Below are 26,208 nucleotides of genomic sequence, written 5' to 3' on the forward strand. Positions count from 1 at the left end.
GGAGTATTATTTATACCACTTATAACTTCCATTCCACTCGCTCTTAGATTATTCTTAAAGTAGTACACAACATAAAAGGGGACATCAGTATGAAAGACGAATTGAGATATATAGGGGAGAAGATACAGAAGAACCAGGATATTATTGCCGAATCTGTACTTCTAAACCTCGATTCGACATTAAATAAAGAGCTTCGTATCTTATCTCTTCCGAAAGAGCAATTATCCAAATTCAATGCTAGACTTGTATCTAATATCGGTGCCATCCTTTTTGCTGAAGATAACAAAGAAGAAGTGGAAAAAAACTTTTTGGCTTGGGGATCGTGGGCCGGACAAGCGGCTACGGAGATGAATGTTTCCTTGACTGCTACGTTGCAATACGTTTCCAGCTTCCGCAGTGTTATTTGGGATATATTCACGGTTGAACTGGAGGAGCGGCATTTTGCTGCGATTACCATGCTGGATGTATCAAAAATCATCGATCCAATGCTGGAGGTAGTCAGCTTTGAAATTGGAAGACAGTTTGAGAAACATAATAAGAAGATGGTCAGCATTGCCTATAGTGCGCTGGAAGAATTGTCAGTGCCGGTAGTTCCAATTTATGAAGGATTAGCTGTTATACCCATTGTCGGCGAGATCGACACACATCGGGCTAAATTGATCATGGAGACTGCATTGACACAAGGCAATGCTTTGGAATTGGATCACCTAGTCTTGGATGTTTCTGGCGTATTGATGATCGATACGATGGTGGCCAATCAGATTGTTCAAATTGTTCAATCCCTTCGGGTAAGCGGGATTAAAACCATCATTACGGGAATCCGTCCAGAAATCGCACAGACGATGGTCTCACTTGGTTTAGATTTCAAGTCGATAACTACAGTATCGAATCTAAAAAATGCCTTGTATCATCTTGGATACGGTAAATTGAAATAAATCATCAAAAAAGAGCTGGTCCTTGTGATCAGCTCTTCTTCTCTTTACTTCACCCTGCTATATATATTCTTTACTGCTTCATCAATTTCATCACGTGACATTCGCAAGGCCTTGGCTGAAGTACCGTACCCTATTTCTTCCTTACCTTCGGCCAGCCCTTTGAATATCCCTTCAGCAAACGCATCGACTGGTTCTCCGAAGGTATGGATGCCTGCTCCTCCCAGATCTGTGTTTACAGCTGGCGGAGCCACTTCAATCACTTCCACTTCCGTTTCAGCAAGCTGCAAGCGCAGACTCATCGTGAAGGAATGCAATGCGGCTTTTGTTGCCGAATAGATTGGTGCTATGGCCATTGGCGTGAATGCAAGACCTGAGGTCACATTTATAATGGCTGCTTTCTTCCCGCTGGAAGCAAAGAACGGTGCAAACAGCATCGATAGATGGAATGGTGCTTCAACATTGGCTGATATTTCTTGATTGAAATATGCCCAGTCATTCACTGCATTAGTTTCTAAAACATTGAAGCGCTGCTGGATTCCTGCATTATTGACTAGTACATTTACATCTGGATGCTCTTGTTTTATCCATTCAAATAGCGCAGTTCGCTCGGATTCAACCGTAACATCACTTACACGTGTAATCAGTTCCGGATGCTTATCCCTTGCTTCCTGCAGCTTGCTTTCCCTTCTGCCGCATACAATCATTTCATTGCCAGCCTGCAAAAAACGTTCCGCAAAAGCAAAGCCAATACCGGATGCTCCGCCGGTAATCAATATTTTATTACCCTTTAAATCCATATATATGACCTCCTGTTGCTAATATAACTACCCCATAGCATTCCACGGATAACCGCTGCGTATAATGATTGTCCTCTCTTTTGGGTATAGTAAAACCAAATCAATAGAAACGGAGTGCTTGACATGTCTGTGGAACCAATTGTGATTGATAGCATCATTAATGGAAAAAAGCATAAAGCCGAAAAACAAGCTCCCAGAGAAAACCCGGCTAACCCTGAAGAAGTGGTTGGCTACGCCCCGCTCAATACGAAAGACGAAACAATCCAGGCAATTGATGCCGCTGATCAAGCGTTCACCGAGTGGCGGCAATCTTCATTCGAGGATCGAATCTCGCGCATGCGCCGAGCTATCCAAAAGATAAAAGATAACGCATCAGACATTGCAGCTCTCCTATCCAGGGAACATGGGAAAGCATTATATGATGCGAAGGGCGAAATCGCTGTGTCCCTGATGTGGATGGAGTTTGCCTGTGATAATGTCATGGAAGTACTTCAAGATGAAGTGAACGAGCATGATGGCGGTAAAACAATCATAGCTCGTGATGCAATCGGGGTGATCAGTGCTATTTCTCCTTGGAACTATCCAATTTCGCTCTCAACTATCAAGATTGCGCCCGCCTTGCTTGCAGGCAATACGATGGTCCTGAAGCCAAGCCCTCTTGCCCCACTGGCTGTCAGCAGAGTTGCCGAGATAATTGCAGGCGAGTTTCCAGCAGGCGTTTTGAATCTTGTGCATGGCGAAGCTGAAGTTGGCGTCGAACTGACTTCCAACCCGAAAGTAGCCAAAATTGCATTCACTGGCGGAACAGAAACGGCAAAGCACATTATGAAAGCAGCGGCCGATACAATCAAGCATATGACATTGGAGCTAGGCGGCAATGACGCTGCCGTTGTACTGGAAGACTTTGATGTGAATGATGAAAAAGCAATGCGCCGGATTGTCGTTTCAAACTTCCTGACAGCAGGCCAGATTTGCATGATTGCCAAGCGTGTTTACGTACATGAGTCTATTTACGATTCTTTTATCGAAAAATATCAGGAAGCTGCTGATAAGTGGATTCGCGTTGGGGATCCCTTCGCCGAAGACGTTACGATTGGTCCGGTAAATAATAAAAAGCAGATGGAATTTGTCCAGGGTCTGATTGATGACAGCAAACAAAAAGGGGCTGAAGTCATCAAACTCGGTAAAATAATGGACGAAGATCTATTCAAACAAGGATACTTTATGCAGCCAACGCTTGTGCTTGGTGCGGATTATGATGATCCGATTGTCGAACAAGAACAGTTTGGTCCGACTGTCCCCATCTTACCGTTCAAGGATGATGAGCATGCGATTCATCTTGCCAACAAAAGCATTTATGGCCTGACTAGTTCGGTTTGGGGCAAGCAAGAGCATGCGGTTAAAGTAGCTAAGCGGATTCAAGCTGGAACGACGATGATCAATACTGCTGCCATCCAAGGCTTGGACGTTCGCTTTCCATTTGGCGGTGTAAAACAATCCGGCATTGGCCGCGAGTATGGCAAAGAAGGCTTGCTTGCATACGCCGAAACACATGTCATCAATATGCCGGATGCATTGGATCTTCCTTATATACCAGAATAAAAAAGCAGGGCATCTATCCGATGCCCTGCTTTTTGCCCTTGTGAAACGATATCTTCCCTCTTATTATAAATATAATGCAGCTAGAAGGAGTTATCGTACATCATGAGAAAAATAAACCATATTGTTTGGCTGACCATTATACTGCTGTTAATTAGTGGCTGCGGTGTAATACAAACAGAACAGACCGATACGAAATCCAAACCCACGATCACGTCAGGTACAACTGACAAAGTAGAAGTTTCATTAATCCGAATAGTGGATGGCGACACAATCAAAGTGAACTACAACGGGCAAGAAGAAACTGTCCGCTACTTGCTTGTAGATACTCCTGAGACAAAAGCGCCGAACAAATGTGTTCAGCCCTATGGAAAGGATGCCAGCAAACGTAATGAAGAACTAGTGGCGGATGCGGACAAACTGGAGCTGGAATTCGATGTTGGTTCACGAACGGACAAGTATGGTCGTTTACTTGCCTATGTATATGCTGATGGAGTGAGCGTGCAGCAGACATTACTGGAAGAAGGATTGGCACGTGTAGCTTATGTGTACCCGCCAAATACAAGATACCTTGATAATTTCGAGAAAGCACAAGCAACTGCTAAAAAAGATGATGAAGCAGTTTGGCAGCAAAATGGATACGTGACAGATCGCGGATTCGACGGCTGTGCCACTAGTCAGGACACTTCCGAAACACCAGTAGACAGCTCATCAAATGAATCTTCTCAATCAACACAGTTTGCCAATTGTACGGAACTTAGAAAAACATACCCAGACGGTGTACCAAGCACTCACCCAGCCTACCAACGTAAGTTTGACCGGGATAAGGATGATTATGCTTGTGAATAATAAATGGACGATTAAACAGCACTTATAATTTCACACAGGCTCTAACAAATGACAGCACATAACTTTTTTGTTTATAGTATAAGAAACCACCATAAAAGGAGCATACATCATGAGTAAAACAAAACACTGGAAAGAAAATTGGCTGCAGCATCGCAATGTATTAATCCAACTGATTGACCGAATCGAAGACGGCCATCTGGATTTTAAACCATGGGAAGATGCAATGACGCTTCGCGAACTGGTACTTCATGTAGCTGGCTCGAGCAATATGTTTGTAAATATGGTAAAAACGGAAGTTATGTCACCTCCGGATTTCCCTGAAGTACATACGATGGAAGATCTTAAGCAAGCTGTTAAGCAATTTACAGATGAAACAGCTCAAGCCTTTGACACTATCACTGATGAAGAACTGGCACTGGAAAACGAAGCGAAGATACCGGGTATGCAAGGTAAGAAAGAACTGTATCTTCAAGCTATGTATGATCATGAACTGCATCACAAAGGTCAGTTGTTCATTTATGCTCGTTTAGTCGCGGCAACAGACCTTCCCTTCTTCCGCTAAGTATAAGATAACCTTGCAGCATTTTAGCTGTAAGGTTATTTTAATTTACCTAGTATAATTTCCCTTATTTTTATCAATTTTTTACAGAAAACTGCTATACAACAGATTCTCTTCGATATATAATCTTCTAAACACATCTTAGAAAACTATAAAATGAGGGATGGATATTGGCGTATGTGATCATGCGTGAAGAGAAGGATGACATTCGCTGCCTGAAAGAGACAGGCAGTATGATGTGCAAGTTATTCGATACGTTGGAGGAAGCTGAATTGATGAAAAAGCAGCTGATCTCCGAAACTGCTTCCCATATTCACTGGTTTATTGTTGAAATGTAACTGCTGAATCTAATTCAGGTAAGCAGTCGGAATTGCTTCTTCAGAACTTCCGTCTTCTTGCCTGTTTATTTTATACACAGCAGCACCTTTCCGAGAACTAACAGCTCGGCTCAGCTCCTCATCCACGAAATGCATGGCAGCATAATCATCCACGCCATAACCTTCTTTCATACTTCCTTCACCGACAGCTTCAAGGTAACTTGGTCTGCGTTTCGCTTCTCCATCAAAATGAGGACAAACACTGCCTGATAGAAAACCAAGTCCATTTAATGTATAGAGCGGCCCGTTCAAAGGGTCGGTGAGCCCCTCTTCAAACCAGCAATTGGCCCCTGCACTTAGTCCTGCCAAGATGACTCCATTCTGATAAGCTTCAGCTAATATATTATCCAGCTTCCATTCTCGCCACAGTGCGAGCATATTTCGGGTGCTTCCCCCTCCGACATACAAGACATCCTGCTCCATCACAAAATCACGCAAACTTGGAAACGACGGCTCAAATAAAGATAGATGACTAGGCGTGCATGGCAGTAGTTGAAAAGCCTTATAAAAACGTTGGATATAATCCGCACTATCTCCACTGGCTGTAGGAATGAAACAAACACGCGGCTCGTCTTTAGCGCTCTGGGAAAGTATATATCGATCAAGCGCTAAATTATCCGGTTCCATTGAAAATCCTCCGCCCCCAAGAGCGATAATCTGTCTTTTCATTATATTTTCCTCCTTACCATGCAATATACCCTGGCCAACAGCAAGGCAAGGGAAACCTCAGCTATATACGTAAGGTACGTTTAGTTAACCTGTAGATGTATATTCAATATAATGGGAAATAAATCCTTGCGAAACTAATGGCATTAGTTTATAGTTTAACTAATACCATTAGTTTGGAGGAAAATTTTATGCGTATGACAAAACAAAACAATCTATACCAACTCACTTTTATGCCAAGACTATTCCCGGTGAACTGTTATTTAATTGAAGAAGAAGACGGACTAACATTGGTCGATGCAGCTCTAGCATCTTCAGCATCTTCTATTCTCTCGACAGCCCGAACTATTGGTAAACCGATAACAAAGATCGTATTAACTCATGCCCATTCAGATCATATTGGCGCTTTAGACAGCTTGAAAGATGCTTTACCTGATGCAGAAGTCATGTTATCTCAGATGGAGTGGGATATACTTCAAAACGAAAAGAAAATGGAAGCTGGCCATCCCATCAAGGGCGGTTACCCAAAAAATATTAAGACTAAGCCAGATAGGTTCTTAAGCGAAGGTAACCGCGTCGGGTCACTTGAAGTGATAGCAGCGCCAGGGCACACACCAGGTATGCTGGCATTGTTCGACCATCGGGATGGTGCCCTTCTTGTTGGTGACGCGTTTCAGCTCCGAGGCGGAATAGCAGTATCGGGTGATCTAAGATGGCAGTTTCCATTTCCCAGCTGGGCTACCTGGCATAAACAAATCTCCGTTCAAACTGCTAAGAAGCTAGCAGACTTAGAACCTAAAATCTTAGCTGTTGGACATGGAGATTTGCTTCATGAACCGCTGGCGCATATGAAACAAGCTATTCTGCGTGCAGAAAAAGGAGAAAGAATACATGCCTAGAATGCAGCTTACGAAAACAATGATTATCGACACCGCTATATCCTTAGCAGAACAACAAGGATACGAAGCAGTCACAATGGCAAATATCGCCCGCTCCCTATCTATTAAGCCGCCTTCTTTGTATAATCACTTCAAAAACTTAGAAGAAATCAAGCATGAAATGGCTGAAATGGCTCAAATTCAACTGTATGACGCTTTAAAAGGAACAGAACAAACAGCACAGCCATTATTGTCACTAGCCAAGGCCTACGTCCATTTCGGTTCGTCTCATCCAGGTCTGTATGCCTCCTCCCTGCCAGGCGGAACCGGAGAAGTTGGTGAAAAGCTTGTACAGCTTATAGCTGATGGTTTAACAGCATTCTCATTAGAGGAAACAGAAGAGATCCATGCTATCAGAGGATTTCGCAGCATGCTGCACGGCTTCATTGATTTGAATAAACATGCTGGATTTAAACTTGATGTTGATTTGGAGAGATCACTTGAACATATGGTTGGAATATTTGAACGAGGTATACAATCATAAACAAAGCCACCAGATAATGATCTGGTGGCTTTTATTTTAGTAGTTCGTGTCACTTCCAAAGAAGTTCTTGAAAGACTGGATATTCGTTGCACGGTTCATCTCGGCGATGGATGTTGTCAACGGAATACCTTTCGGGCAGACCTGAACACAGTTCTGAGAGTTACCGCAGCTGCCGATACCGCCTTCACCCATCAATGCTTCCAGACGTTCCCCTTTATTCATTGCACCAGTAGGATGGGCGTTGAACAAACGAACTTGGGAAATCGGTGCTGGGCCGATGAAATCTGATTTATCGTTTACGTTCGGGCATGCTTCCAAGCACACGCCGCAAGTCATGCATTTGGAAAGCTCATATGCCCATTGGCGTTTCTTCTCTGGCATACGCGGACCTGGTCCTAGATCGTACGTACCATCAATCGGTACCCAAGCTTTGACTTTTTTCAGGCTGTCGAACATTTGAGAGCGGTCCACAGCCAAATCACGGATGATTGGGAACGTAGACATTGGCTCTAGACGAATTGGCTGCTCCAGTTTATCGATAAGTGCCGCACAAGACTGTCTTGGCGTACCGTTGATAACCATGGAACAAGCTCCGCAAACCTCTTCCAGACAGTTCATATCCCAATAGATAGGGGTCGTTTCCTTGCCTTCCGCATTCACCGGGTTTCTCCGGATCTCCATCAAAGCAGAGATGACGTTCATATTCTCCCGGTATGGTACGTGGAAGGTTTCTTCATAAGGGGCGCTACTCGGATCATTCTGACGTGTCACAATAATTGTTATCGTCTCTTGCTTCGTTTTCGTCGCTTCCATTATGCTTTTGCCTCCTTCGCTTTCGCTTGGCTGTAGTCACGTTTTCTCGGCACGATATAGGAAGTGTCTACTTCTTCATAATAGATGTCTGGTGAGTTTGAAGATTCATCATATCTAGCCATCGTAGTCTTCAAGAATTCTTCATCGTTACGTTCTGGGAACTCTGGTTTGTAATGGGCGCCCCGGCTTTCATTCCGCATATACGCTCCAATTGTCATAACACGAGCTAAATGCAGCATGTTTTTAAGCTGGCGGGTGAACATGACACCTTGGTTGCTCCAAAGGGATGTATCATGGATGTTGATATTGTTCCAGCGCTCTTGCAGCTCCTGCAATTTGTCATCCGTTTTCAGCAATTTGCTGTTTTCACGAACTACTGTCACATTATCTGTCATCCATTCGCCTAGCTCACGATGCAGCTTGTATGCATTTTCTTTCCCGTCCATCCTTATCATCTTATCGAAGTTTGCCTGCTCTTTTGCAAGTGCATCATCGAATAATTTGCTGGAGATGTCATCAGCATGCTTATCCAGTCCGTCGATATATTTGATTGCATTCGGTCCGGCAACCATTCCGCCGTATATTGCGGACAGAAGGGAGTTCGCACCAAGACGGTTTGCACCATGCTGGGAGTAATCACATTCTCCAGCTGCAAAGATTCCCGGAATGTTTGTCATCTGATCATCACTGATCCAAAGACCGCCCATAGAATAATGGACTGCCGGGAAGATCTTCATTGGAACCTTACGTGGATCATCACCAGCGAATTTTTCATAAATTTCAATGATACCGCCCAGTTTGACATCCAGCTCTTTTGGATCCTTATGGGAAAGATCAAGATAAACCATGTTCTCGCCGTTAATACCAAGCTTTTGGTTAACACATACATCGAAGATCTCACGCGTTGCAATATCACGTGGTACCAAGTTTCCGTACGCTGGGTATTTCTCTTCAAGGAAGTACCAAGGCTCACCATCTTTGTACGTCCAAACACGACCGCCTTCTCCGCGGGCGGATTCACTCATCAGACGGAGCTTATCGTCACCAGGTATGGCTGTAGGATGAATCTGAATGAACTCTCCATTCGCATAAATTGCGCCTTGCTCATACAAAGCTCCAGCAGCAGAACCCGTGTTGATGATGGAGTTCGTCGATTTTCCGAAGATGATACCAGGACCGCCTGTCGCCATGATGACTGCATCTGCCCTTAACGCGCGCAATTCATGGGATTGGATGTTCTGTGTCAGGATACCGCGTCCGACACCTTCCTCATCAATGATGGCATGAACGAATTCCCAGCCTTCATATTTTGTTACCAAACCTGCTGTTTCAAAGCGTCTCACCTGCTCATCAAGTGCATAAAGCAGCTGTTGACCAGTCGTTGCACCAGCATAAGCTGTCCGGTGATATTGCGTACCCCCGAAACGACGGAAATCAAGCAGTCCCTCCGGTGTCCGGTTGAACATGACTCCCATCCGGTCGAGCATATGGATAATACTTGGTGCTGCATCGCACATTCCTTTTACAGGACCTTGGTTGGCAAGGAAATCACCACCGTAAACCGTATCATCGAAATGCTCCCAAGTGGAGTCACCCTCACCCTTCGTATTGACCGCTCCGTTGATGCCTCCCTGTGCACAAACGGAGTGGGAGCGTTTTACCGGAACAATGGATAATAAATCTACATGAACGCCGGCTTCTGCTGCTTTGATGGTTGCCATCAAGCCTGCAAGACCCCCGCCGACAACAACTATATTTCGTTTACTCATTTCTTTAAGTCCCCTCTCTTAAAGCCGCTATCTTATACGCCCATACCGAATGCCAGCAAAGAGCGTATCCCCAAATACGTTACGCCTAGGAACACAAGCAGCGTCGCATATGTTGCAATTCGCTGGGAACGCGGAGAAACAGTGATCCCCCATGTAACCAGGAAGCTCCATAAGCCGTTCGCGAAATGGAACGTTGTGGAAATGACGCCAATCAAGTAGAACCAGAAGAAGAATGGCTGTGTCAAAATCGCTTCCATGAAATCGAAATCAATTGTTTCTTGCGTGAAGATCGTGATAACGCGAGTCTGATACACATGCCATGCGATGAATATCAGTGTCACGATACCAGTGATCCGCTGCAGCAGAAACATCAGGTTCCGGAAGTATCCATATCTTCTCGTATTGTTCTTGCCTGTCAGTACGATGTACACACCGAGAATGGCATGATACAGGATCGGTATGTAGATCACGACCCATTCCAGCACGAAACGGAATGGAAGATTGTGCATGAAACCGGCAGCAGTATTGAAGCTGCCGCTTCCGTACGCAGCAAAGTGGTTAATGACCAAGTGCTGGATAAGGAAGATTCCGATTGGAAGCACTCCTAACAACGAATGAAGCCTGCGGTAGAAAAACTCTCGATTCTCGTTCATACGTACCCCCTCAGTAGCTCTCTGAATTAACAGAATGATTGCGTTTTCATATTCGATTAAAAATAAAACCGATTGAAAACTGAATCCGTTCTTAACAATATTATTGTATAACTATCAAATTTAGGCGTCAAGAAAACGCTTTAAAAAATTTACTAATCTCTTTTTTTATTTTATATAAATCAATCGATTAACGATGAATTTTGTCAGTTTCATAAACATTGTCAATTCAGCCAAAAGACATTGGCAGTTTACCCAGTTTTCATGGTAAAGTGAGTAAAGATACTTTGTAATTGCAACAAGGCGGGAAAGGAAGACATGCATGCAAAAGAAAATGCAAGAATTCGACAAGGATTATATGGAACAGCTCATCACTCATGGTGCCGGGCACGATATATTGCGTTTTGTCAGTTTACCAGACTTATTAGGTGAGGACGCTTCCTCCATCCTTTATGTGATGGGCAAAAAACTGGCACGAAAAGTAAACCCGACATCCATGGAACAAGTTGAGGACTTCTTCATCCAGATGGGCTGGGGGAACTTGAGCCTTATCAAACAGAAACGACAAGAAATGACATTCGAACTCTCTGGAGCACCAGTCTTACATAGATGGAAGGTCGGAGTCGGAAAAGAATACCGAATGGAAGCAGGCTTCCTCGCAGCAAGCATCGAGCAGATCAAGGAGCTTGCCTGTGAATGTGTAGACGAAAATGTACCTAAAAAAGAACATGTACAATTCAATGTGTATTTTGCTAAGGAAGATTGATGGATACAACATACAATGGAGGATGACGTGTGTTTCTTGCACGTCATTTTTTAATGCTTCTCACGCTTTATACAGGCTGTTTAGGACTATCTATTCAAGTACTTCCTTCCAGCTTTCCATTGATAATAAAAGAACAATACATAAAATCTAGCACGCTCGTGTTCCATAAATTCACGATGAAACACAGGATATTCTTTTAATAAGATGTCGTTCTGGTTACCCCACTCCGGATGAGATAAAAAGAAGTTCAAGCTGCACCAATAGATTTGTCGCCTTTCAGGAAGATTACCTCTTCCCAAATGATATACAGCTCCTGCGATTTCCATCCAATGCGTATTCCAGTCTGCTAAATCCAACTCATCCATCCTTGTGTTATGTACTAGCATCCGCTGCAATTCCGTATTAGGAAACGGCTTCATTAAACGAAGTGCTAAAAGTTCATCAACCGTTTTTGTCCATCTTTCCCGCACAACAGTCCGTACAAGCTGTCGATGATATGACGTGGTCATGGCAAAATATTTATCATCCTTCCTATATCTCCTCATTTCATTTGGTCTAATATTATTGTTACATTTAAATAATAAATTTGGTAACTAGTACTAATTTATCTGGAAATAAATTTAAACATACATGTCATTTCAGGAGCGTAATCTCTAAAATCATATCTTTTATGAGATGCTTCATTTCGTTTTGAAGCAAATAATCCTATTAAAGCTTTATTTGGAGCATTCTCTTGAAGGATTTTTTGGAGTTGTGTTCAGCAGCAGTTTGGTAATTAATGTTAAATCGAGTATAGCATAGATCACAAAGTATCAAAGAATAATTGCTCACAAAAAAACCAGGCCTATCTTAGGCCTGGTTTTCATCTTCCTGTTCTTCTGCAACTTCCTCAGGATTATTCAAATGGTTCAGAATAACTTGAGCAGTCGGTGCCGGAATTCCTAGCTTAGCAATTTCTTCTACGCTTGCTTCTTGAATTGCTGTCACTGATTTAAAGTGACGCATGAGCAGTCTTCTGCGCTTCTCGCCGACTCCTGGAATATCGTCCAGCTTTGATTTGATTGCACTCTTCCCGCGCAGCTGGCGATGGAAGCTTATGGCGAATCGGTGCACTTCATCCTGGATACGCTGCACCAAATAGAAATCTTGGGCGTTCCGTTCGAAATCTACAACGACTGGCGGTGTTCCGTACAGCAATTCACTTGTCCTGTGCTTGTCATCCTTAGCAAGGCCGCAAACTGGTATATCAAGCCCAAGTTCGTCCTCCAGCACTTCGATTGCTGCGCTCATTTGTCCTTTTCCGCCGTCGATGACAATCAGGTCAGGCAAAGGCAAATTATCCTGCAGCACCCGCTTATATCGCCTGCGAATGACTTCTCGCATCGTATCGTAATCATCAGGACCTTTTACATCACGTATCTTGTACTTGCGATATTCCTTCTTATCCGGACGTCCATCAGTAAAGACGATCATTGCAGATACCGGATCGCTTCCTTGGATATTGGAGTTATCGAATGCTTCGATACGGTGCGGTGTCGCTATATTGAGCTTCTCTCCGAGAGATTCAACCGCCTTGATTGTCCGGTCCTCATCACGCTCGATAAGTGAGAATTTCTCCTTGATGGCGATTTTAGCATTCTTTCCTGCAAGCTCGACAAGCTCTTTCTTGCGGCCGCGATATGGAATGGCTACATCCGTTTCCAAAAGCTGCTGCAATCCCTCTACGTTTGTACCGATCGGGACGAGCACTTGCTTTGGCAGCAAATGGTTTTGGTGCAGATAGAAGCGCCCGACAAAAGTAAGGAATGTTTCCTCTGGTTCATCGAAAAACGGGAACATACTTACATCGCGTTCGATCAGCTTGCCTTGGCGGATGAAGAATACTTGCACACACATCCAGCCTTTGTCGTAGGCGAAGCCGAAAACATCGCGGTCTGTCTGATCCGTCAATGTCATCTTCTGCTGCTCCATGACAGATTCAATATGCTGGATTTGGTCGCGTAGCTCTTTCGCACGCTCGAAATCGAGCTCTTGAGCTGCTTCCTGCATCTTCTGCTGTAAATCCTTCTTGATCTGATGGTGTCCCCCGTTTAGGAATGTCGTGATATTCTGTACGATATTACGGTTCGTCTCCTGCGAGACAGGATAAACACAAGGACCAAGACATTGGTGCATGTGGTAATACAAGCAGACGCGGTCCGGCATCGTATTACATTTGCGCAGCGGGTATAGTCTGTCCAGCAGCTTCTTTGTCTCCCGTGCAGCGATTACGTTCGGATATGGTCCGAAGTACTTGCCTTTATCTTTTTTCACTTTTCGTGTCACCAGCAAACGCGGCTGTTCTTCTGCTGTGATTTTCAAATATGGATATGTTTTATCATCCTTCAGGAGGATGTTATATTTAGGGTCATATTTCTTGATTAGGTTCATTTCAAGAATGAGTGCTTCAATTTCGGAGGAGGTAACAATATATTCGAAATCCACAATTTCCGCGACGAGTCGCTGTGTCTTGCGGTCGTGCGCACCGGTGAAATAGGATCTGACCCGGTTGCGGAGGAGCTTGGACTTTCCGACATAAATGACCGTCCCATTTTTATCCTTCATCAAATAACAGCCAGGCTGCGGCGGCAGAACAGCGAGTTTATCCGTTATCGTCTTGTTCATTCGCTTTCCCCTTTTTCTAGTGCTTTACATAAAGGAACCCTTGCTACAAGGTTGTAACAAGGGATCTCATGTCTATTGCTTACGCGTGTTTGTTAACAAGCTCAACAAGAGCTTCTTTTGGCTGGTAGCCAATTACTTGATCCACAACTTCGCCATCTTTGAAAAGAAGCAATGTCGGGATGCTCATTACGCCGAATTTACCAGCAGTAGCTTGGTTTTCATCTACGTCAAGTTTCACGATTTTAACTTTATCGCTCATTTCTCCGTCGATTTCTTCCAATACAGGTGCAATCATTTTACAAGGTCCGCACCAAGTTGCCCAAAAGTCAGCAAGGACAAGTCCTTGGCTTGTTTCTGTATTAAAGTTTGAATCAGTTGCATTTACAATTGCCATATTACATTCCTCCTAAATAAAAGCTTTCATCGAGTATAGCACTGCTGAAGTCCGTAACGCTACTAGTTTGCTTAGAAGCGTTCATTCCTAAACATCGCACTAAATACTTGCTCCTATAACATAAGATAATCCCACTGAAATAACAAGCGAAATAAATCCGACCGCACGGTTATCATTAGCGATTTCCGTGTCGATTTTGTACGTCGGCGTCAGGAATTCGAAAATGAAATAGCCTATCAGCAGCATAACAAAACCAATGGAACTCCACATGATGCTCTGGAGGATACCATCATTATGTTCATAGGAGAAGCGAAGCACATTCGCTATACCGAACATCTTACCGCCTGTTGCCATCGCAACAGATAAATTACCCCGGCGGATTTCTTCCCAGTTCTTATAGGAAGTCACCAGCTCAAAAATAGCCATAAACACGATGATGCTCAGTACTGCCACGCTATAGCGCGCAGCTGTCAGGACGATCGTATTTTCCCAAAATGACTCCATAACCCCGTACTCCCCGCTGTTTACTGAAATTCAAGCACGGTTACACCGGTTCCGCCTTCATTCATGCCCCCAGAACGATAATTCTTCACTGCTCGGTGGCGTTTGGCAAATTCCTGCACACCTGTACGCAGTGCACCCGTTCCTTTACCATGGATGATGGATACATGAGGATATCCAGCTAGCAGCGCATCATCCACATACTTCTCGACGCGGCGCAGTGCATCCTCGTAACGTTCCCCTCGCAAATCCAGTTCTGTGCTCACATGATAGGCGGAGCCTTTTACTGTTGCAACCGGCTTTTCTTTTAATACGTCCTGTCTCTTTACGAATTCGATGTCTTTTCGTTTCGCTTTTATTTTCATAATTCCAATTTGGAGCAAATATTCTTTGTCACTTACCTTCTCGACAACTGTTCCTTTTTGACCCAATGTCAAAAGAAGGACTTCATCCCCAGGCATAAGCTGCTTGTTTTCCTTCGTTTGCGGTGCTGCTTTTGTGCCTTTTTTCGCAAGCTCCGGTGAAGCGCCTTCCAGTCGTTTGCGGGCTTCGATGATTTCATGCTCTTTTACACTGGCTTGATTTTTCATTGTGCGAAGAGAAGCAACAATTTCTTCAGCTTCTTCCCTAGCCTGCTCGACAGCCTTAGCAGCCTTTTCTTCAGCCTTTTGGTACAAGCGCTCACGCTTGGCATCGAATTCCTGCCACTGCTTCTCCAACTCACGCTTCAGCGTTTCTGCTTCTTCAAGCTGTGCTCGAGCTGTTTCATAATCGTGCTCCGCTTCTCTGCGGGATGTTTCCAGTGAAGCGATCATGTTTTCTACGCTCTTCGAATCGGTACCGATCAATTCCTTGGCACTATCAATGATGGATTCCTTCAAGCCAAGTCGTCTGGAAATCTCAAATGCATTACTGCGGCCAGGAACACCGATCAGCAAGCGATATGTCGGTCTTAATGTTTCCACATCGAACTCCACGCTCGCATTCACCACGCGGTCGCGGTTGTAGCCGTATGCCTTGAGCTCAGGATAATGTGTCGTCGCAACAACAGAAGCGCCGCGTTTGATCGTCTCATCGAGTATGCTCATCGCCAGTGCCGCACCTTCCTGCGGATCCGTACCGGCACCGAGCTCATCAAATAGTACAAGTGATTGATGATCCACTTGCTTCAGGATATCAACGATATTGACCATATGAGAGCTGAACGTACTCAAGCTCTGTTCAATGGATTGTTCATCACCGATATCTGCGAACACTTCCGTGAAGACTGCCATTTCACCGCCATCAAGCGCTGGCACCTGGAGACCTGATTGGGCCATCAGTGTAAATAACCCAATCGTTTTGATCGTAACGGTCTTACCACCAGTATTCGGACCAGTGATGACAATGGTAGAGTAATCGTCTCCAAGATCGATATCATTTGCCACTACCTGCTCTGGATCGATCAGCGGATGTCTAGCCTGCTTTAAATGAATGATACCTTTGTCATTCATTTTCGGCATAGAGCATCGCATAACTGCACCTAGCTTGGCACGTGCTGCAATGAAATCGATTTGACCAAGGATTTCGATATTCGCCAGCAAAATTGCTTCATCTTCGGCAACTCGCATACTGATTTCCTTGAGGATCCGTTCAATTTCCGCTTTTTCCTGTGCCCTTGCTTCTTGCAGCTGGTTGTTCAAATCCACTACCGCCTGTGGTTCCATGAATAAAGTCTGCCCAGAGGAAGACTGGTCATGGACGATACCGCCGATTGCCCCGCGGTATTCTTGTTTGACAGGCAGCACATAGCGGTCATTCCGGATTGTGATGATGGAATCTGACAGCATCTTGCTTTTCGATCTAGTATACGATTCAAGCTTTTCCCGCACTCGGCTTTCGTTCGTACGGATGCGGGAACGGATACCGCGGAGTCGTTCGGAGGCACCATCCATTACTCGACCATGATCATCGATTGCACTCTTGATATGACGTTCCAAATCACTCAATGATACAAGCTGATCAACAAGACCGCGAATGATCGGTATCTCCGGTTCTTCCAGCTCATCGATGAAATGTTTCAAGTTCTTACCGCCATAAATCGTACTGGCAATGTCAAGGCATTCGTTCGCATTTAAAATACCGCCGATCACTGCACGCTTGACGCTTGCATGGATATCATAAATGCCGCCAAGCGGTATACCGCCGCGAAGCCGGATGACAGAAGCTGCTTCATCCGTTTCAGCCTGTAGCTGTTCTACTTCTGCAAGCTCCGTCGCCGGCTCTATTTTCATGACTCTTTTTTTGCCAAGTGACGATGCTGCTTGTTCACTTAGCTTCTGAATGATTTTATCGAATTCCAGTACACGGAATATTCGTTTATTCATGTTTTCCCCCCACTTTTTACGCTGTTAGCTGCGCTTAAAAAGCTCCATCAATTGCTGCTTGGACCAGGTATTGATAACCGTCTCTGGTTTAAGCCAGCCTTTACGTGCCATCGCCACACCGACTTCCATGAATGATAATGTTGCATAACTATGCGCATCGGTATTAACAGCAATTTTCACGCCAAGCTCTTGGGCTTTTTTCAAATATGTCCACGATAAATCCAGCCGGTTAGGGTTGGCGTTCAGCTCGATGACCGTACCTGTCTCCGCAGCCTTTTCGATGAGCCAGTCCGGATCTGCTGCATAGCCGGCTCTTCTTCCGATGAGACGGCCGGTTGGGTGAGCAATGACATTCACGTTCGGATGCTCAAGCGCTGCTGTCAGACGTTCTTTGATTTGATCGGCTGATTGCGAGAAGCTGGAGTGAATTGCACCAATGACATAATCCATCTCTTGCAGGAAGTCATCGTCAAAATCCAAACGAGCATCTGGCAGAATATCCATTTCAACGCCAGCAAATATGTGAAAGTCAGGATACAACGCATTGATGCGCTCTATTTCTTCCCTTTGTTTGCGCAGCCGTTTCTCATCCAGACCATTAGCCACTTTAAGATACTTCGAGTGATCCGTTATTGCTATATAAGAGTAGCCAAGCTCCATCGCCTGCTTAGCCATTTGCTCTATCGATTGGGCACCATCACTCCAAGTTGAGTGCATGTGCAAATCTCCCTGGATATCTGATAGCTGAACAAGCGGTATTTCTTGTTTGAAGCTATCCAGTTCGCCTTGTGCTTCCCTTACTTCAGGAGGAATAAAGGACAAACCGAAGTGACCGAAAAATTCCTTTTCGGATTGGAAAGTAGTTAATTCCCCTGTTTCTACATTCTCAACACCGTATTCACTGATGCGCTCCCCGCGTTTTTTCGCCAGCTGACGCAGCGCTACATTATGGTCGGCAGAACCAGTGAAATGGTGAAGCGTCGTTGCAAAGGCTGCTGGTTCGATCATCCGGAAGTCTACATTGATGTCGTAGCCTTCTTCCAAGGTAACGGATACTTTCGTGTCACCTTTTGCGATGACTTCTTTCAAGTTGTCAATCGTAAGCAGCTGCTCTTGAACAGTTTTTGGATCATTGGTTGCAATGATGAAATCCAAATCCTTCACTGTTTCCTGCATCCGCCGCAGGCTACCTGCACGGGCAAACTGTTCGATTCCTTCTAATGATTCAAGGAAGGACTCGATACGTTCCGCTAGCGGCAGCATCATTGCAATTGGAATACGTTCTGGTCTGGATCCGACATTTGCAAGGCCATCTAGTATCTTTTCGGCAGATTTCTTGCCGAACCCGCTTAACGATGCGACTTTACCCGATTCCACAGCTTCTTTCAAGCTAGCCGCATCGATAACGCCAAGCTCCTGATACAGCTTAGCCAGCTTTTTGCCTCCAAGACCAGGCAGATCAAGGAGCGGCACCAGCCCTTCAGGAACTTCCTCCTGCAGCTGACGTAATGTATCAGACTGTTCGTCTTTGATATATTCCTCTATAACCGCCGCCGTACCCTTTCCGATTCCGTTCAGCGACGTGAAATCCTCAATTTCATCTATGGATTGGTCATTTGCTTCCAATGCCGCTGCAGCTTTCCGGTAAGCGGACACCTTGAATGTATTTTCCCCTTTTAGCTCAAGATAAATTGCAATTGTCTCAAGCAGTTTGACTACGTCCTTTTTATTGATAGCCATACCTCTCATCCTTTCAAAACAAGGTAGAAAACCCTTGCGCACGATGCCGCAAGGGTTAAGCATTTCATCCCATCAATTCAGTGGGTAATTTATTTGCAACATGATTCAGCCATAGATCCTTGATCTCACCAGAAATATATGGTGTATGTTCCACGATCCATGCTGCGAGTATTGACCTGTCCAGCGCTTCCTGCACTGGTGTGATCGGCAGTAATACCGATAGATACAATATCACGAATACGAGCAGATAGATTTCAACGAAGCCGAGTACACCGCCGAGCAGCTTATTCACAGAGCGCAAAATCGGCAAGTCTGCAATGAAATCCAGCATGGATCCGATGATATGCAGGATGATTTTCGTCGCAAAGAACAAAATTGCGAACGCGATTGCATTGTAAAATACCTGATCGAGCGGTACTGCTCCGAATATATCGGACCAAGCGCTATCGGAAGATATATCCGGATACGGAATCCAAAGTTCGAGCTTCGGTGCGAGCTGATCATAATATATAGCTGCAACTATGAATGATACGACAAAGCTTGCTAAATGGAACAGCTGCATGATGAAGCCACGCTTTAAGCCGACGAGTACGCCGAACAGGAGCATGGCGATGATAAGTAAATCAATCATTATCCTTTCTAGCCTCTTTCCTTGTAATAGAGCCTAGCAATTGTGCATACTCTTCTTTCAATTTTAAGTAATCGTTAGTTGTATTCACAGCCGTCAGGACGGCCAATTTCGCGGTATCAAGATTCGGATTTGCTTGATGGATCTCCGACATCTTCTGATCGACAAGGCTTGCCACCATCCGCATGCGATGAGCTGGCTCTTGTCCGACGATTGTATAGGACCGGTTATGTATCTCAACCGTAACACGTGTTTTATCAGATTGGGACACGTTATCTCCCCTCACTTCTCTTATAATACTAGTCTTTATAGTAACATGAAGGTGTCGATTTAGGAAACTATTCTGTATAGACAAACGGCGTGCTATACTAATTGTCAGATTGGAGAGATGAACGTGGGACAAATTGTTTTACTATTGCCGCTGGACACAATCCAGCAAATGAAAGCAACATACAGCCGTAATGAGAAACCAGCACCTCCAGGAGCCATCTTTTCGGCAAAGACACCTAGCTGTGCCATTACCGCTTACAAATCCGGAAAAGTACTCTTCCAGGGTAAAGCGCCTGAAAAGGAAGCGGATAGATGGGGAAGTGCACCAGCTGGTCCGAAAAAATCAGGCCCGAAACCAGGTGTCAAAGATCTCAAACATCCTGCTCCAAAAGGACCCGCGGGCCCGAAACCAAGTGTCAATGATCACAGATTCGCCCCTGCCCCTGCTTTATTCGCTTCTTCCCATATCGGTTCAGATGAAGCAGGCACTGGTGACTTCTTCGGGCCGATTACGGTAGCGAGTGTGTATGTAGACCAAAGCCAGTTCGCCCTACTGAAAGAGCTCGGCGTCAAAGATTCCAAGCTATTAAAGGATGATGCAATCCAGCGAATCGCCAAGGATTTGATGCATGTTGACCTTCCCTATTCCCTGCTCGTCATGCGCAATGAAAGATACAATCAACTCCAGCAGCGCGGCTGGTCCCAAGGGAAGATGAAAACGATGCTGCATCATCACGCCATTCAGAAACTGCTGGCCAAGATTGCCCCGACCAAGCCAGAGGGAATCTTGATTGACCAATTCCAGCTGCCATCAACTTATATCAAACACCTTGCTACAGAAGGGGAGAGGCTTCAGCAGAATGTAAGCTTTATGACAAAGGCAGAAAGCCATTCACTTGCTGTTGCTGCTGCATCAATCATTTCCCGAGCTAGCTTTGTTAGGGAAATGGATAAACTGTCCAAACAGGCGGGCTTCACGATTCCAAAAGGAGCCAGTGCTGCTGTCGATCAAGCCGCAGGACGCCTTATCCGTACACACGGCCGACAGGCATTGCCTGTCTTTACGAAAATGCATTTTGCTAATAGTGCAAAAGCTGAAAAGTATATCTAACGGCCGTATCCGCGGCGGCTGTTTGATTTCCTTGTCCGAACAAGCCTTCCCGCAGGCTGTTTCCGGATCCATTTGATATATTTGGAAAGTTTCTCATCCGCTCGCAAGTCTTCGATACTAGGCAGCCTTGCAGCAAGCTCCTCATTTGTATATAAAGCATGGATTTGCTTGTGGCATGGAATACATATCATGGCTGTATCCAGAAATGTGCCTCCCATTTCCTTCGGGATCAGATGATGCTCTGTCAAGGTGACCTCGTCCCTGCCGCAGAGCGTACATCTGCCTGTTTGCTGTTTCGCCATCTCTATCCCCTCGCTTACTACCAGTATAGACAGGAATTATGCCTTTTAACGTTATAATTCCCGATAATAACGAAGCGACACTTGCGTTTCCCCCATGATTTTATTCACCCAATGAAAAAGAGGATAGCTAGAATCTCACGATTCTGCTATCCCCTTTTTATTTAACTTCTTAATTCTGCATCATGCTTCGCTTTTACATTTTCGATGATATTGTTATAAGATGCTTCTACTTCTTCATCTGTCAGCGTGCGTGTCGGATCCTGGTAAAGCACTGTGTAGGCAATTGACTTCTTGCCTGCTTCCATGTGCTCGCCTTGATACACATCGAAGATCTGCACTTGCTGAACAAGCTCTCCGCCTGCTTCCTGGATTGTGCGCTGGATGTCGCCTGCATGTGCTGCTTCATCCACAACTAGTGCGATATCCCTTGTAACGGAAGGATGACGCGGAATCGTGCGGAAGCTTGGTACTTCTTCATACTGATCCATCAAATAAGCGATGTCCAAATCGAACACATATGTTTCCTTAAGATCAAAAGATTTTTGAACTGTCGGGTGCAGCTGGCCGACTACGCCGACAACTTTGCCGTTAAGTGTAACTGTTGCCGTACGTCCTGGATGGTAGCCATCAACCTCTGATTGCTGGAAAATAGGAACAAGATCAAGCTGTGTAAAGATTCCTTCCACGATTCCTTTCGCTACATAAAAATCGACAGGCTTCTTCTCCTGCTGCCACGGCTGTTCCATCCAAGTACCAGTCAAAGCACCTGCTAAACGTGCTGTTTCGTTCGGCTGCTCGGTAATCTGTTCTTCTTTGGACAGGAATACACGGCCAAATTCGAAGTAGCCTAGGTTCTCTTGCTTACGAGCCACGTTATAGGAAAGTGTGTCAACAAGCTCTGGAATGATGCTAAGGCGCAAATGACTGTGATCTTCACTCATCGGCATTTTCAATCTAACAGGGTACACTGTCTGTTCCAATACATCAGGACTTACAAGCATTTCTGTGCGTGCTTTGCTTGTAAGCGAGTATGTGATAGTTTCCATCAGTCCGGCACCTTGCAAGTACTGCTTCAGCTGACGTTTCAAATATTGTTTTGTCGTCAGCTTACCAGCGAAGGCTTCACCTTCAGGCAATGTATAAGGAATATTATCATAACCGTAAATACGAGCGATTTCCTCCAGCATATCCTCGAACAAGCTGATGTCCCCGCGTCTTGTTGGTACAGACACAGTGAACTGACTGTTGTCCTGTTCAAAACCGAACTGCAGCCTTGTCAGGATGGACGCGATTTCTTCATCAGAAATTGTTGTGCCTAGGCGATTATTCACACTTGCTGTATCGATCTTGACTTGCTTCTCTTCACGATCCAGCTCGTCGAATGCCAAAATACCTTGCGCAACCTTGCCGCCAGCATACTCAGCAAGAAGACGAGCTGCATAAGCACCTGCTCGTTCCACACGATTCGGGTCGATGCCTTTTTCATAGCGTGCACTCGCTTCGCTGCGCAAGTTATGATGCTTGCTGGAGCGGCGGATAGCACGTGCATCGAAATAGGCCGCCTCAAGCAATACCGTTTTCGTATCATCGGAAACCTCTGAGTTAGCGCCACCCATCACACCAGCGAGCGCGATTGTCTCAGCACCGTTTGTAATGACAATTTCATCGCCTTTTAATGTGCGCTCCTGATCATCCAGTGTTTGGATTGTTTCGCCCTCTTTTGCAGTGCGAACTACGACTTCCTTTGTTGCTACTTTGTCATAATCAAATGCGTGTAGCGGCTGTCCGTAAACGAGCAGTACATAGTTTGTAATATCTACAACATTATTGATTGGACGAATGCCTGCTGCCATTAGGTAATTGCGCATCCAAAGCGGTGATGGAGCGATTGTAACGTCTTCAATGACGAACGCGCCGTAATATGGGTTAAGCTCGCCATCCTCTACTTTCACTGATACAAGGTCAGCAGCCTTGCTGCCGCTTGTCGGATACGTCTCTTCCGGCTGCTTCACTTCCTTGTCAAGGATAGCTGCCACTTCATAAGCAACGCCAAGCATGCTCATTGCATCAGCACGGTTTGGAGTCAAACCAAGCTCCAGGATGACATCATCCAAGTTAAGCAGTTCTGCTACTGGAGTACCAACTTCCGTATCTTCCGGGAAAACAAAGATTCCTTCTGCGTATTCCTTCGGTACGAATTTTTCATCAATGCCAAGCTCCTGCAGCGAGCATACCATGCCGTGGGATTCCACTCCGCGAAGCTTGGCTTTTTTGATTTTTACGCCGCCTGGAAGACGTGCTCCTGGCAGTGCGGCTGCAATTTTTTGCCCTTGAGCAATATTCGGAGCACCGCAGATGATCTGGTATGTCTCTGTGCCAACATTTATTTGGCACAGATTCAGTTTGTCAGCATTCGGATGCTGTTCACAGCTCTCCACGTAGCCCACGAAAACATTCGTGCTTTCTGGTGCCACGCGTTCAATACTTTCTACTTCAATTCCGGAGCGTGTGATTCTTTCAGCCAGCTCCTCCGGGGTAATATTATCTATGTCTACATATTGCTTCAGCCAATTCAAAGATACATACATCGTTTTTGCCTCCCGTTATGCCTTATGGTATTGCGATAGGAATCGTACATCATTTGTATAGAAGTGACGGATATCATCAACACCGTACTTAAGCATTGCAATCCGCTCAACACCCATACCGAATGCGAAGCCAGAATATTCTTCCGGATCATAGCCGCTCATGCGCAGTACATTGGAATGCACCATACCAGCACCTAAGATTTCGATCCAGCCAGTATGCTTACACACGTTACAGCCTTTGCCGTCACAAACCTTACATGTTACATCGACCTCAACAGAGGGCTCTGTGAACGGGAAGAAGCTTGGACGCAATCGGATTTCGCGGTCGGCTCCGAACAATTTACGGGAGAATTCCAGCAGAACACCTTTCAAGTCACTCATTCGTACATTTTTGTCGACTAGCAGTCCTTCGATTTGGGTGAACTGATGGGAATGCGTTGCATCATCTGTATCACGGCGGTACACAATACCTGGGCAAATCATTTTGATTGCTTTGTTGCCGTCGTATTCACGCATCGTACGCGCTTGAACCGGAGAAGTCTGCGTGCGTAAAAGCAAGTTATCTGTAACATAGAAGCTATCCTGCATATCACGTGCAGGGTGGTCCTGCGGCAGGTTCAATGCTTCAAAGTTGAAATAATCCGTTTCCACTTCCGGGCCTTCTTTTATCTCAAATCCCATCCCGAGGAAAAGATCTTCCACTTCTTCAATGATGCTAGTCAAAAGATGAGGCCCGCCTGTTTTGACAGGTCGTCCTGGCAATGTGACATCGATCGCCTCTTTTTGAAGCTGTTCATTCAGTGCTGCTTCTTCCAGCAGATTCTTTTTATTATCTAACGCAGTCGCAATTGCCTCACGGACTTTGTTTGCCAATTCACCAATAACCGGACGTTCTTCAGGAGATAGTTTTCCCATTCCGCGAAGTACTTCTGTAATTGGACCTTTTTTCCCTAAATAAGCGACACGTACATCCTGCAAGCTCTGCAGGTTGTCTGCTAGCTGTACTTTCTCGATGGCTTCTGCTTGTAATGCTACGAGCTTTTCTCTCATGCTTTTGCCTCCTATGATTTTTGAGCATAAAAAAAGCCCCTCCCTCCGAAAAGGGACGAGCTTTCATTCGCGGTACCACCCTTGTTGGTATACATGTATACCCAACTTGAAGCTTGATAACGGATTTAGCAATCCGGATACACCTTTACTTGTCATCGACAAGGTCCCGGTGCCTGCTCCAGAGTGAAGGTTCATCCGCTGCCGCAACCGGCATGCTCTCAGTCATAGGCATGCCTTCCTGTTGTTGCGATCCGCAGGGATTACTGACTCTTTCCACGCATCTCAATATTAATCTTGTTTCATTATAGAAAATACCGGGACTTCTTGCAACCCGCTTTTACCTATTTACCGTGTGATACAGCAAAATACCCGCAGCAATACTCACATTCAGTGATTCTGCTTTACCGAAAATAGGAATCTTTACAGCCATATCGCTCTGGGCGATAAGCCGTTTGTCGATTCCTGCCCCTTCATTACCGACGAGTAATGCTGTTTTTTTCGGTGCAGTCAAATCTCTGTAATCGACAGCACCTTCCAATGCTGCTGCCCACACGGTATACCCGCTTTCCTGCAGTTCCGGCAATAGAAGCGCCAAATCAGCAGTTAGTACCGGTAAATGGAAGATAGAGCCTTGCGTAGCACGGATAACCTTGTCATTATATCGATCAGCCGAACCCTCTCCCAAGTAGACCGCGTCATACCCGGCTGCATCTGCCGTACGAATGATGGTACCTAAATTACCGGGATCCTGGACAGCATCCAATAGAAGGATACGGTTGTGCCGTTTCAGTTTCTTATCCTGCATCTGTACCACTGCTGCAATCCCCTGCGGTGTTTCCGTCTCCGTAATGGCTTTAAAAACATGGTCCGATACACGCACTGGCTCCAATTCCGATGCCCATTCCGGCTGTTCCGTTTCCTCACGCAATATAAGCTGGTCGATCGTCCAGCCAGCTTTGATTGCTTCTTCTGTAAGATGGAATCCCTCTACCAGGAATGTATTTGATTTTGTCCGTTCTTTCTTCCTTTTTAATTTCTGCCACTGTTTCACCTGGGCATTTTGAGTTGATGTAATCAACGCACGTTCACTTCCTCTTTCTTGACATATCCTCTATCATACATAGTTTTACGAACAGAGGTCAAACTATAAAAAAGTTTAGGAGGTGCTCATGCATGGATTTAGATATCCGACGTGCTATCTTGGCCAATATCAAGGACAACAATGAGGAACAGCTGCAAGCGACGATCACAGATTCCATCGATGGAAGGGAAGTTCTTCTTCCTGGATTGGGAGTTTTATTCGAATTGATCTGGAAAAACGCAGGCGATCAGGAGAAGCAGGAAATGGTTGATGCACTAGCTAAGGGCGTCCAAACACAAGGCTAAAACTCC

Annotated in this window: 27 protein-coding genes; 10 read left to right on the plus strand and 17 right to left on the minus strand. The window is 45.2% G+C overall.

What is annotated here, in order from left to right; translation table 11 throughout:
* Positions 1-89: 89 nt before the first annotated feature.
* The gene (locus tag ACH6C1_RS10860; RefSeq protein WP_374076981.1) at positions 90-935 is read left to right on the plus strand and encodes an STAS domain-containing protein; all 846 of its coding nucleotides are present in this window, start codon (positions 90-92) and stop codon (positions 933-935) included.
* Positions 936-979: 44 nt separating this feature from the next.
* Here ACH6C1_RS10860 and ACH6C1_RS10865 read toward each other — a convergent pair whose 3' ends face one another.
* Entirely contained in the window at positions 980-1,732 is a 753-nt protein-coding gene (locus tag ACH6C1_RS10865) for an SDR family oxidoreductase (RefSeq protein WP_374076983.1), read from the minus strand.
* Between the two features lie 123 nt (positions 1,733-1,855).
* On the opposite strand from ACH6C1_RS10865, the gene ACH6C1_RS10870 reads away from it, so the two are divergent.
* From ACH6C1_RS10870 to ACH6C1_RS10885, 4 genes are all read left to right on the plus strand, one after another.
* The gene (locus tag ACH6C1_RS10870; RefSeq protein ID WP_374076985.1) at positions 1,856-3,334 is read left to right on the plus strand and encodes an aldehyde dehydrogenase family protein; all 1,479 of its coding nucleotides are present in this window, start codon (positions 1,856-1,858) and stop codon (positions 3,332-3,334) included.
* 102 nt (positions 3,335-3,436) lie between these two features.
* A complete protein-coding gene (locus tag ACH6C1_RS10875) occupies positions 3,437-4,180 on the plus strand; it encodes a thermonuclease family protein (RefSeq protein WP_374076987.1) in 744 nt (247 codons plus the stop codon).
* Between the two features lie 109 nt (positions 4,181-4,289).
* Positions 4,290-4,742, plus strand: a complete 453-nt coding sequence (locus ACH6C1_RS10880; protein WP_374076989.1) for a DinB family protein — start codon at positions 4,290-4,292, stop codon at positions 4,740-4,742.
* A gap of 167 nt (positions 4,743-4,909) precedes the next feature.
* Positions 4,910-5,077: a hypothetical protein gene (locus ACH6C1_RS10885; protein ID WP_374076991.1), complete on the plus strand. Its 168-nt coding sequence runs from the start codon at positions 4,910-4,912 to the stop codon at positions 5,075-5,077.
* 9 nt (positions 5,078-5,086) lie between these two features.
* On the opposite strand, the gene ACH6C1_RS10890 is transcribed toward ACH6C1_RS10885, so the two are convergent.
* Complete coding sequence (locus ACH6C1_RS10890; protein WP_374076993.1) at positions 5,087-5,785, minus strand: Type 1 glutamine amidotransferase-like domain-containing protein; 699 nt, start codon at positions 5,783-5,785, stop codon at positions 5,087-5,089.
* Between the two features lie 188 nt (positions 5,786-5,973).
* Between ACH6C1_RS10890 and ACH6C1_RS10895 the strand changes: the two genes are divergently transcribed.
* Both ACH6C1_RS10895 and ACH6C1_RS10900 read left to right on the plus strand, forming a co-directional pair.
* Positions 5,974-6,681, plus strand: a complete 708-nt coding sequence (locus ACH6C1_RS10895) for an MBL fold metallo-hydrolase (protein ID WP_374076995.1) — start codon at positions 5,974-5,976, stop codon at positions 6,679-6,681.
* Positions 6,674-7,204 (plus strand): TetR/AcrR family transcriptional regulator, encoded by a 531-nt coding sequence (locus tag ACH6C1_RS10900; RefSeq protein WP_374076997.1) that lies wholly within the window; start codon positions 6,674-6,676, stop codon positions 7,202-7,204. The genes ACH6C1_RS10895 and ACH6C1_RS10900 overlap by 8 nt, the downstream gene beginning before the upstream one ends.
* 36 nt (positions 7,205-7,240) lie before the next feature.
* Here ACH6C1_RS10900 and sdhB read toward each other — a convergent pair whose 3' ends face one another.
* The 3 genes from sdhB to ACH6C1_RS10915 are packed head-to-tail and all read right to left on the minus strand — an operon-like array spanning position 7,241 to position 10,439.
* Entirely contained in the window at positions 7,241-8,017 is a 777-nt protein-coding gene (gene sdhB, locus ACH6C1_RS10905) for a succinate dehydrogenase iron-sulfur subunit (RefSeq protein WP_095222229.1), read from the minus strand.
* Positions 8,017-9,786 carry a succinate dehydrogenase flavoprotein subunit gene (gene sdhA / locus ACH6C1_RS10910; protein WP_095222228.1) on the minus strand — a complete coding sequence of 590 codons (1,770 nt, stop codon included), beginning with the start codon at positions 9,784-9,786 and terminating at the stop codon, positions 8,017-8,019. The genes sdhB and sdhA overlap by 1 nt, the downstream gene beginning before the upstream one ends.
* Before the next feature lie 32 nt (positions 9,787-9,818).
* On the minus strand, positions 9,819-10,439 hold the full coding sequence (locus tag ACH6C1_RS10915) for a succinate dehydrogenase cytochrome b558 subunit (protein ID WP_095222227.1): 621 nt from the start codon (positions 10,437-10,439) through the stop codon (positions 9,819-9,821).
* 319 nt (positions 10,440-10,758) lie between these two features.
* Between ACH6C1_RS10915 and ACH6C1_RS10920 the strand changes: the two genes are divergently transcribed.
* Positions 10,759-11,202, plus strand: coding sequence for a YslB family protein (locus ACH6C1_RS10920; RefSeq protein WP_095222226.1), 444 nt, complete (start codon positions 10,759-10,761; stop codon positions 11,200-11,202).
* A gap of 86 nt (positions 11,203-11,288) precedes the next feature.
* On the opposite strand, the gene ACH6C1_RS10925 is transcribed toward ACH6C1_RS10920, so the two are convergent.
* The 8 genes from ACH6C1_RS10925 to zapA form a co-directional block, all read right to left on the minus strand.
* Complete coding sequence (locus ACH6C1_RS10925) at positions 11,289-11,711, minus strand: YxiJ family protein (protein WP_374077001.1); 423 nt, start codon at positions 11,709-11,711, stop codon at positions 11,289-11,291.
* A 340-nt stretch (positions 11,712-12,051) separates the two neighbouring features.
* Entirely contained in the window at positions 12,052-13,866 is a 1,815-nt protein-coding gene (gene uvrC, locus ACH6C1_RS10930; RefSeq protein ID WP_374077003.1) for an excinuclease ABC subunit UvrC, read from the minus strand.
* A gap of 79 nt (positions 13,867-13,945) precedes the next feature.
* A complete protein-coding gene (gene trxA / locus ACH6C1_RS10935; protein WP_038562082.1) occupies positions 13,946-14,260 on the minus strand; it encodes a thioredoxin in 315 nt (104 codons plus the stop codon).
* 99 nt (positions 14,261-14,359) lie between these two features.
* On the minus strand, positions 14,360-14,764 hold the full coding sequence (locus tag ACH6C1_RS10940) for a DUF350 domain-containing protein (protein ID WP_038562084.1): 405 nt from the start codon (positions 14,762-14,764) through the stop codon (positions 14,360-14,362).
* A gap of 20 nt (positions 14,765-14,784) precedes the next feature.
* Complete coding sequence (locus ACH6C1_RS10945; protein WP_374077006.1) at positions 14,785-17,127, minus strand: endonuclease MutS2; 2,343 nt, start codon at positions 17,125-17,127, stop codon at positions 14,785-14,787.
* Positions 17,128-17,151: 24 nt separating this feature from the next.
* Complete coding sequence (polX, locus tag ACH6C1_RS10950) at positions 17,152-18,867, minus strand: DNA polymerase/3'-5' exonuclease PolX (protein ID WP_366247355.1); 1,716 nt, start codon at positions 18,865-18,867, stop codon at positions 17,152-17,154.
* A gap of 64 nt (positions 18,868-18,931) precedes the next feature.
* Complete coding sequence (locus tag ACH6C1_RS10955) at positions 18,932-19,498, minus strand: CvpA family protein (protein ID WP_095222221.1); 567 nt, start codon at positions 19,496-19,498, stop codon at positions 18,932-18,934.
* Positions 19,491-19,766, minus strand: a complete 276-nt coding sequence (gene zapA / locus ACH6C1_RS10960) for a cell division protein ZapA (RefSeq protein WP_038562093.1) — start codon at positions 19,764-19,766, stop codon at positions 19,491-19,493. Before zapA ends, ACH6C1_RS10955 begins: the two co-directional genes overlap by 8 nt.
* A gap of 117 nt (positions 19,767-19,883) precedes the next feature.
* On the opposite strand from zapA, the gene rnhC reads away from it, so the two are divergent.
* Positions 19,884-20,876 (plus strand): ribonuclease HIII, encoded by a 993-nt coding sequence (gene rnhC / locus ACH6C1_RS10965; RefSeq protein WP_374077009.1) that lies wholly within the window; start codon positions 19,884-19,886, stop codon positions 20,874-20,876.
* On the opposite strand, the gene ACH6C1_RS10970 is transcribed toward rnhC, so the two are convergent.
* The 4 genes from ACH6C1_RS10970 to ACH6C1_RS10985 form a co-directional block, all read right to left on the minus strand.
* Positions 20,873-21,178 (minus strand): HNH endonuclease, encoded by a 306-nt coding sequence (locus tag ACH6C1_RS10970; RefSeq protein WP_374077011.1) that lies wholly within the window; start codon positions 21,176-21,178, stop codon positions 20,873-20,875. The two genes, rnhC and ACH6C1_RS10970, sit on opposite strands and share 4 nt — an antisense overlap.
* Positions 21,179-21,339: 161 nt before the next feature.
* Positions 21,340-23,766, minus strand: a complete 2,427-nt coding sequence (gene pheT, locus ACH6C1_RS10975) for a phenylalanine--tRNA ligase subunit beta (protein WP_374077013.1) — start codon at positions 23,764-23,766, stop codon at positions 21,340-21,342.
* Positions 23,767-23,781: 15 nt separating this feature from the next.
* Positions 23,782-24,816, minus strand: a complete 1,035-nt coding sequence (gene pheS, locus ACH6C1_RS10980) for a phenylalanine--tRNA ligase subunit alpha (protein WP_374077015.1) — start codon at positions 24,814-24,816, stop codon at positions 23,782-23,784.
* Between the two features lie 337 nt (positions 24,817-25,153).
* Complete coding sequence (locus ACH6C1_RS10985; protein WP_366247361.1) at positions 25,154-25,894, minus strand: TrmH family RNA methyltransferase; 741 nt, start codon at positions 25,892-25,894, stop codon at positions 25,154-25,156.
* A 95-nt stretch (positions 25,895-25,989) separates the two neighbouring features.
* Here ACH6C1_RS10985 and sspI point away from each other — a divergent pair, with 95 nt between their 5' ends.
* A complete protein-coding gene (gene sspI, locus ACH6C1_RS10990; protein WP_095222213.1) occupies positions 25,990-26,202 on the plus strand; it encodes a small acid-soluble spore protein SspI in 213 nt (70 codons plus the stop codon).
* Positions 26,203-26,208 lie beyond the last annotated feature (6 nt).

This window comes from Terribacillus sp. JSM ZJ617 (genome assembly GCF_044383785.1).
In the GTDB taxonomy this organism is placed as follows: Bacteria; Bacillota; Bacilli; order Bacillales; family Amphibacillaceae; genus Terribacillus.

Coding starts and splice junctions, on each gene's coding strand:
- ACH6C1_RS10860 (WP_374076981.1), top strand. CDS start 90: ATGAAAGACGAATTGAGATATATAGGGGAGAAGATACAGAAGAACCAG.
- ACH6C1_RS10865 (WP_374076983.1), bottom strand. CDS start 1,732: ATGGATTTAAAGGGTAATAAAATATTGATTACCGGCGGAGCATCCGGT.
- ACH6C1_RS10870 (WP_374076985.1), top strand. CDS start 1,856: ATGTCTGTGGAACCAATTGTGATTGATAGCATCATTAATGGAAAAAAG.
- ACH6C1_RS10875 (WP_374076987.1), top strand. CDS start 3,437: ATGAGAAAAATAAACCATATTGTTTGGCTGACCATTATACTGCTGTTA.
- ACH6C1_RS10880 (WP_374076989.1), top strand. CDS start 4,290: ATGAGTAAAACAAAACACTGGAAAGAAAATTGGCTGCAGCATCGCAAT.
- ACH6C1_RS10890 (WP_374076993.1), bottom strand. CDS start 5,785: ATGAAAAGACAGATTATCGCTCTTGGGGGCGGAGGATTTTCAATGGAA.
- ACH6C1_RS10895 (WP_374076995.1), top strand. CDS start 5,974: ATGCGTATGACAAAACAAAACAATCTATACCAACTCACTTTTATGCCA.
- ACH6C1_RS10900 (WP_374076997.1), top strand. CDS start 6,674: ATGCCTAGAATGCAGCTTACGAAAACAATGATTATCGACACCGCTATA.
- sdhB (WP_095222229.1), bottom strand. CDS start 8,017: ATGGAAGCGACGAAAACGAAGCAAGAGACGATAACAATTATTGTGACA.
- sdhA (WP_095222228.1), bottom strand. CDS start 9,786: ATGAGTAAACGAAATATAGTTGTTGTCGGCGGGGGTCTTGCAGGCTTG.
- ACH6C1_RS10915 (WP_095222227.1), bottom strand. CDS start 10,439: ATGAACGAGAATCGAGAGTTTTTCTACCGCAGGCTTCATTCGTTGTTA.
- ACH6C1_RS10920 (WP_095222226.1), top strand. CDS start 10,759: ATGCAAAAGAAAATGCAAGAATTCGACAAGGATTATATGGAACAGCTC.
- ACH6C1_RS10925 (WP_374077001.1), bottom strand. CDS start 11,711: ATGACCACGTCATATCATCGACAGCTTGTACGGACTGTTGTGCGGGAA.
- uvrC (WP_374077003.1), bottom strand. CDS start 13,866: ATGAACAAGACGATAACGGATAAACTCGCTGTTCTGCCGCCGCAGCCT.
- trxA (WP_038562082.1), bottom strand. CDS start 14,260: ATGGCAATTGTAAATGCAACTGATTCAAACTTTAATACAGAAACAAGC.
- ACH6C1_RS10940 (WP_038562084.1), bottom strand. CDS start 14,764: ATGGAGTCATTTTGGGAAAATACGATCGTCCTGACAGCTGCGCGCTAT.
- ACH6C1_RS10945 (WP_374077006.1), bottom strand. CDS start 17,127: ATGAATAAACGAATATTCCGTGTACTGGAATTCGATAAAATCATTCAG.
- polX (WP_366247355.1), bottom strand. CDS start 18,867: ATGGCTATCAATAAAAAGGACGTAGTCAAACTGCTTGAGACAATTGCA.
- ACH6C1_RS10955 (WP_095222221.1), bottom strand. CDS start 19,498: ATGATTGATTTACTTATCATCGCCATGCTCCTGTTCGGCGTACTCGTC.
- rnhC (WP_374077009.1), top strand. CDS start 19,884: ATGAACGTGGGACAAATTGTTTTACTATTGCCGCTGGACACAATCCAG.
- ACH6C1_RS10970 (WP_374077011.1), bottom strand. CDS start 21,178: ATGGCGAAACAGCAAACAGGCAGATGTACGCTCTGCGGCAGGGACGAG.
- pheT (WP_374077013.1), bottom strand. CDS start 23,766: ATGTATGTATCTTTGAATTGGCTGAAGCAATATGTAGACATAGATAAT.
- pheS (WP_374077015.1), bottom strand. CDS start 24,816: ATGAGAGAAAAGCTCGTAGCATTACAAGCAGAAGCCATCGAGAAAGTA.
- sspI (WP_095222213.1), top strand. CDS start 25,990: ATGGATTTAGATATCCGACGTGCTATCTTGGCCAATATCAAGGACAAC.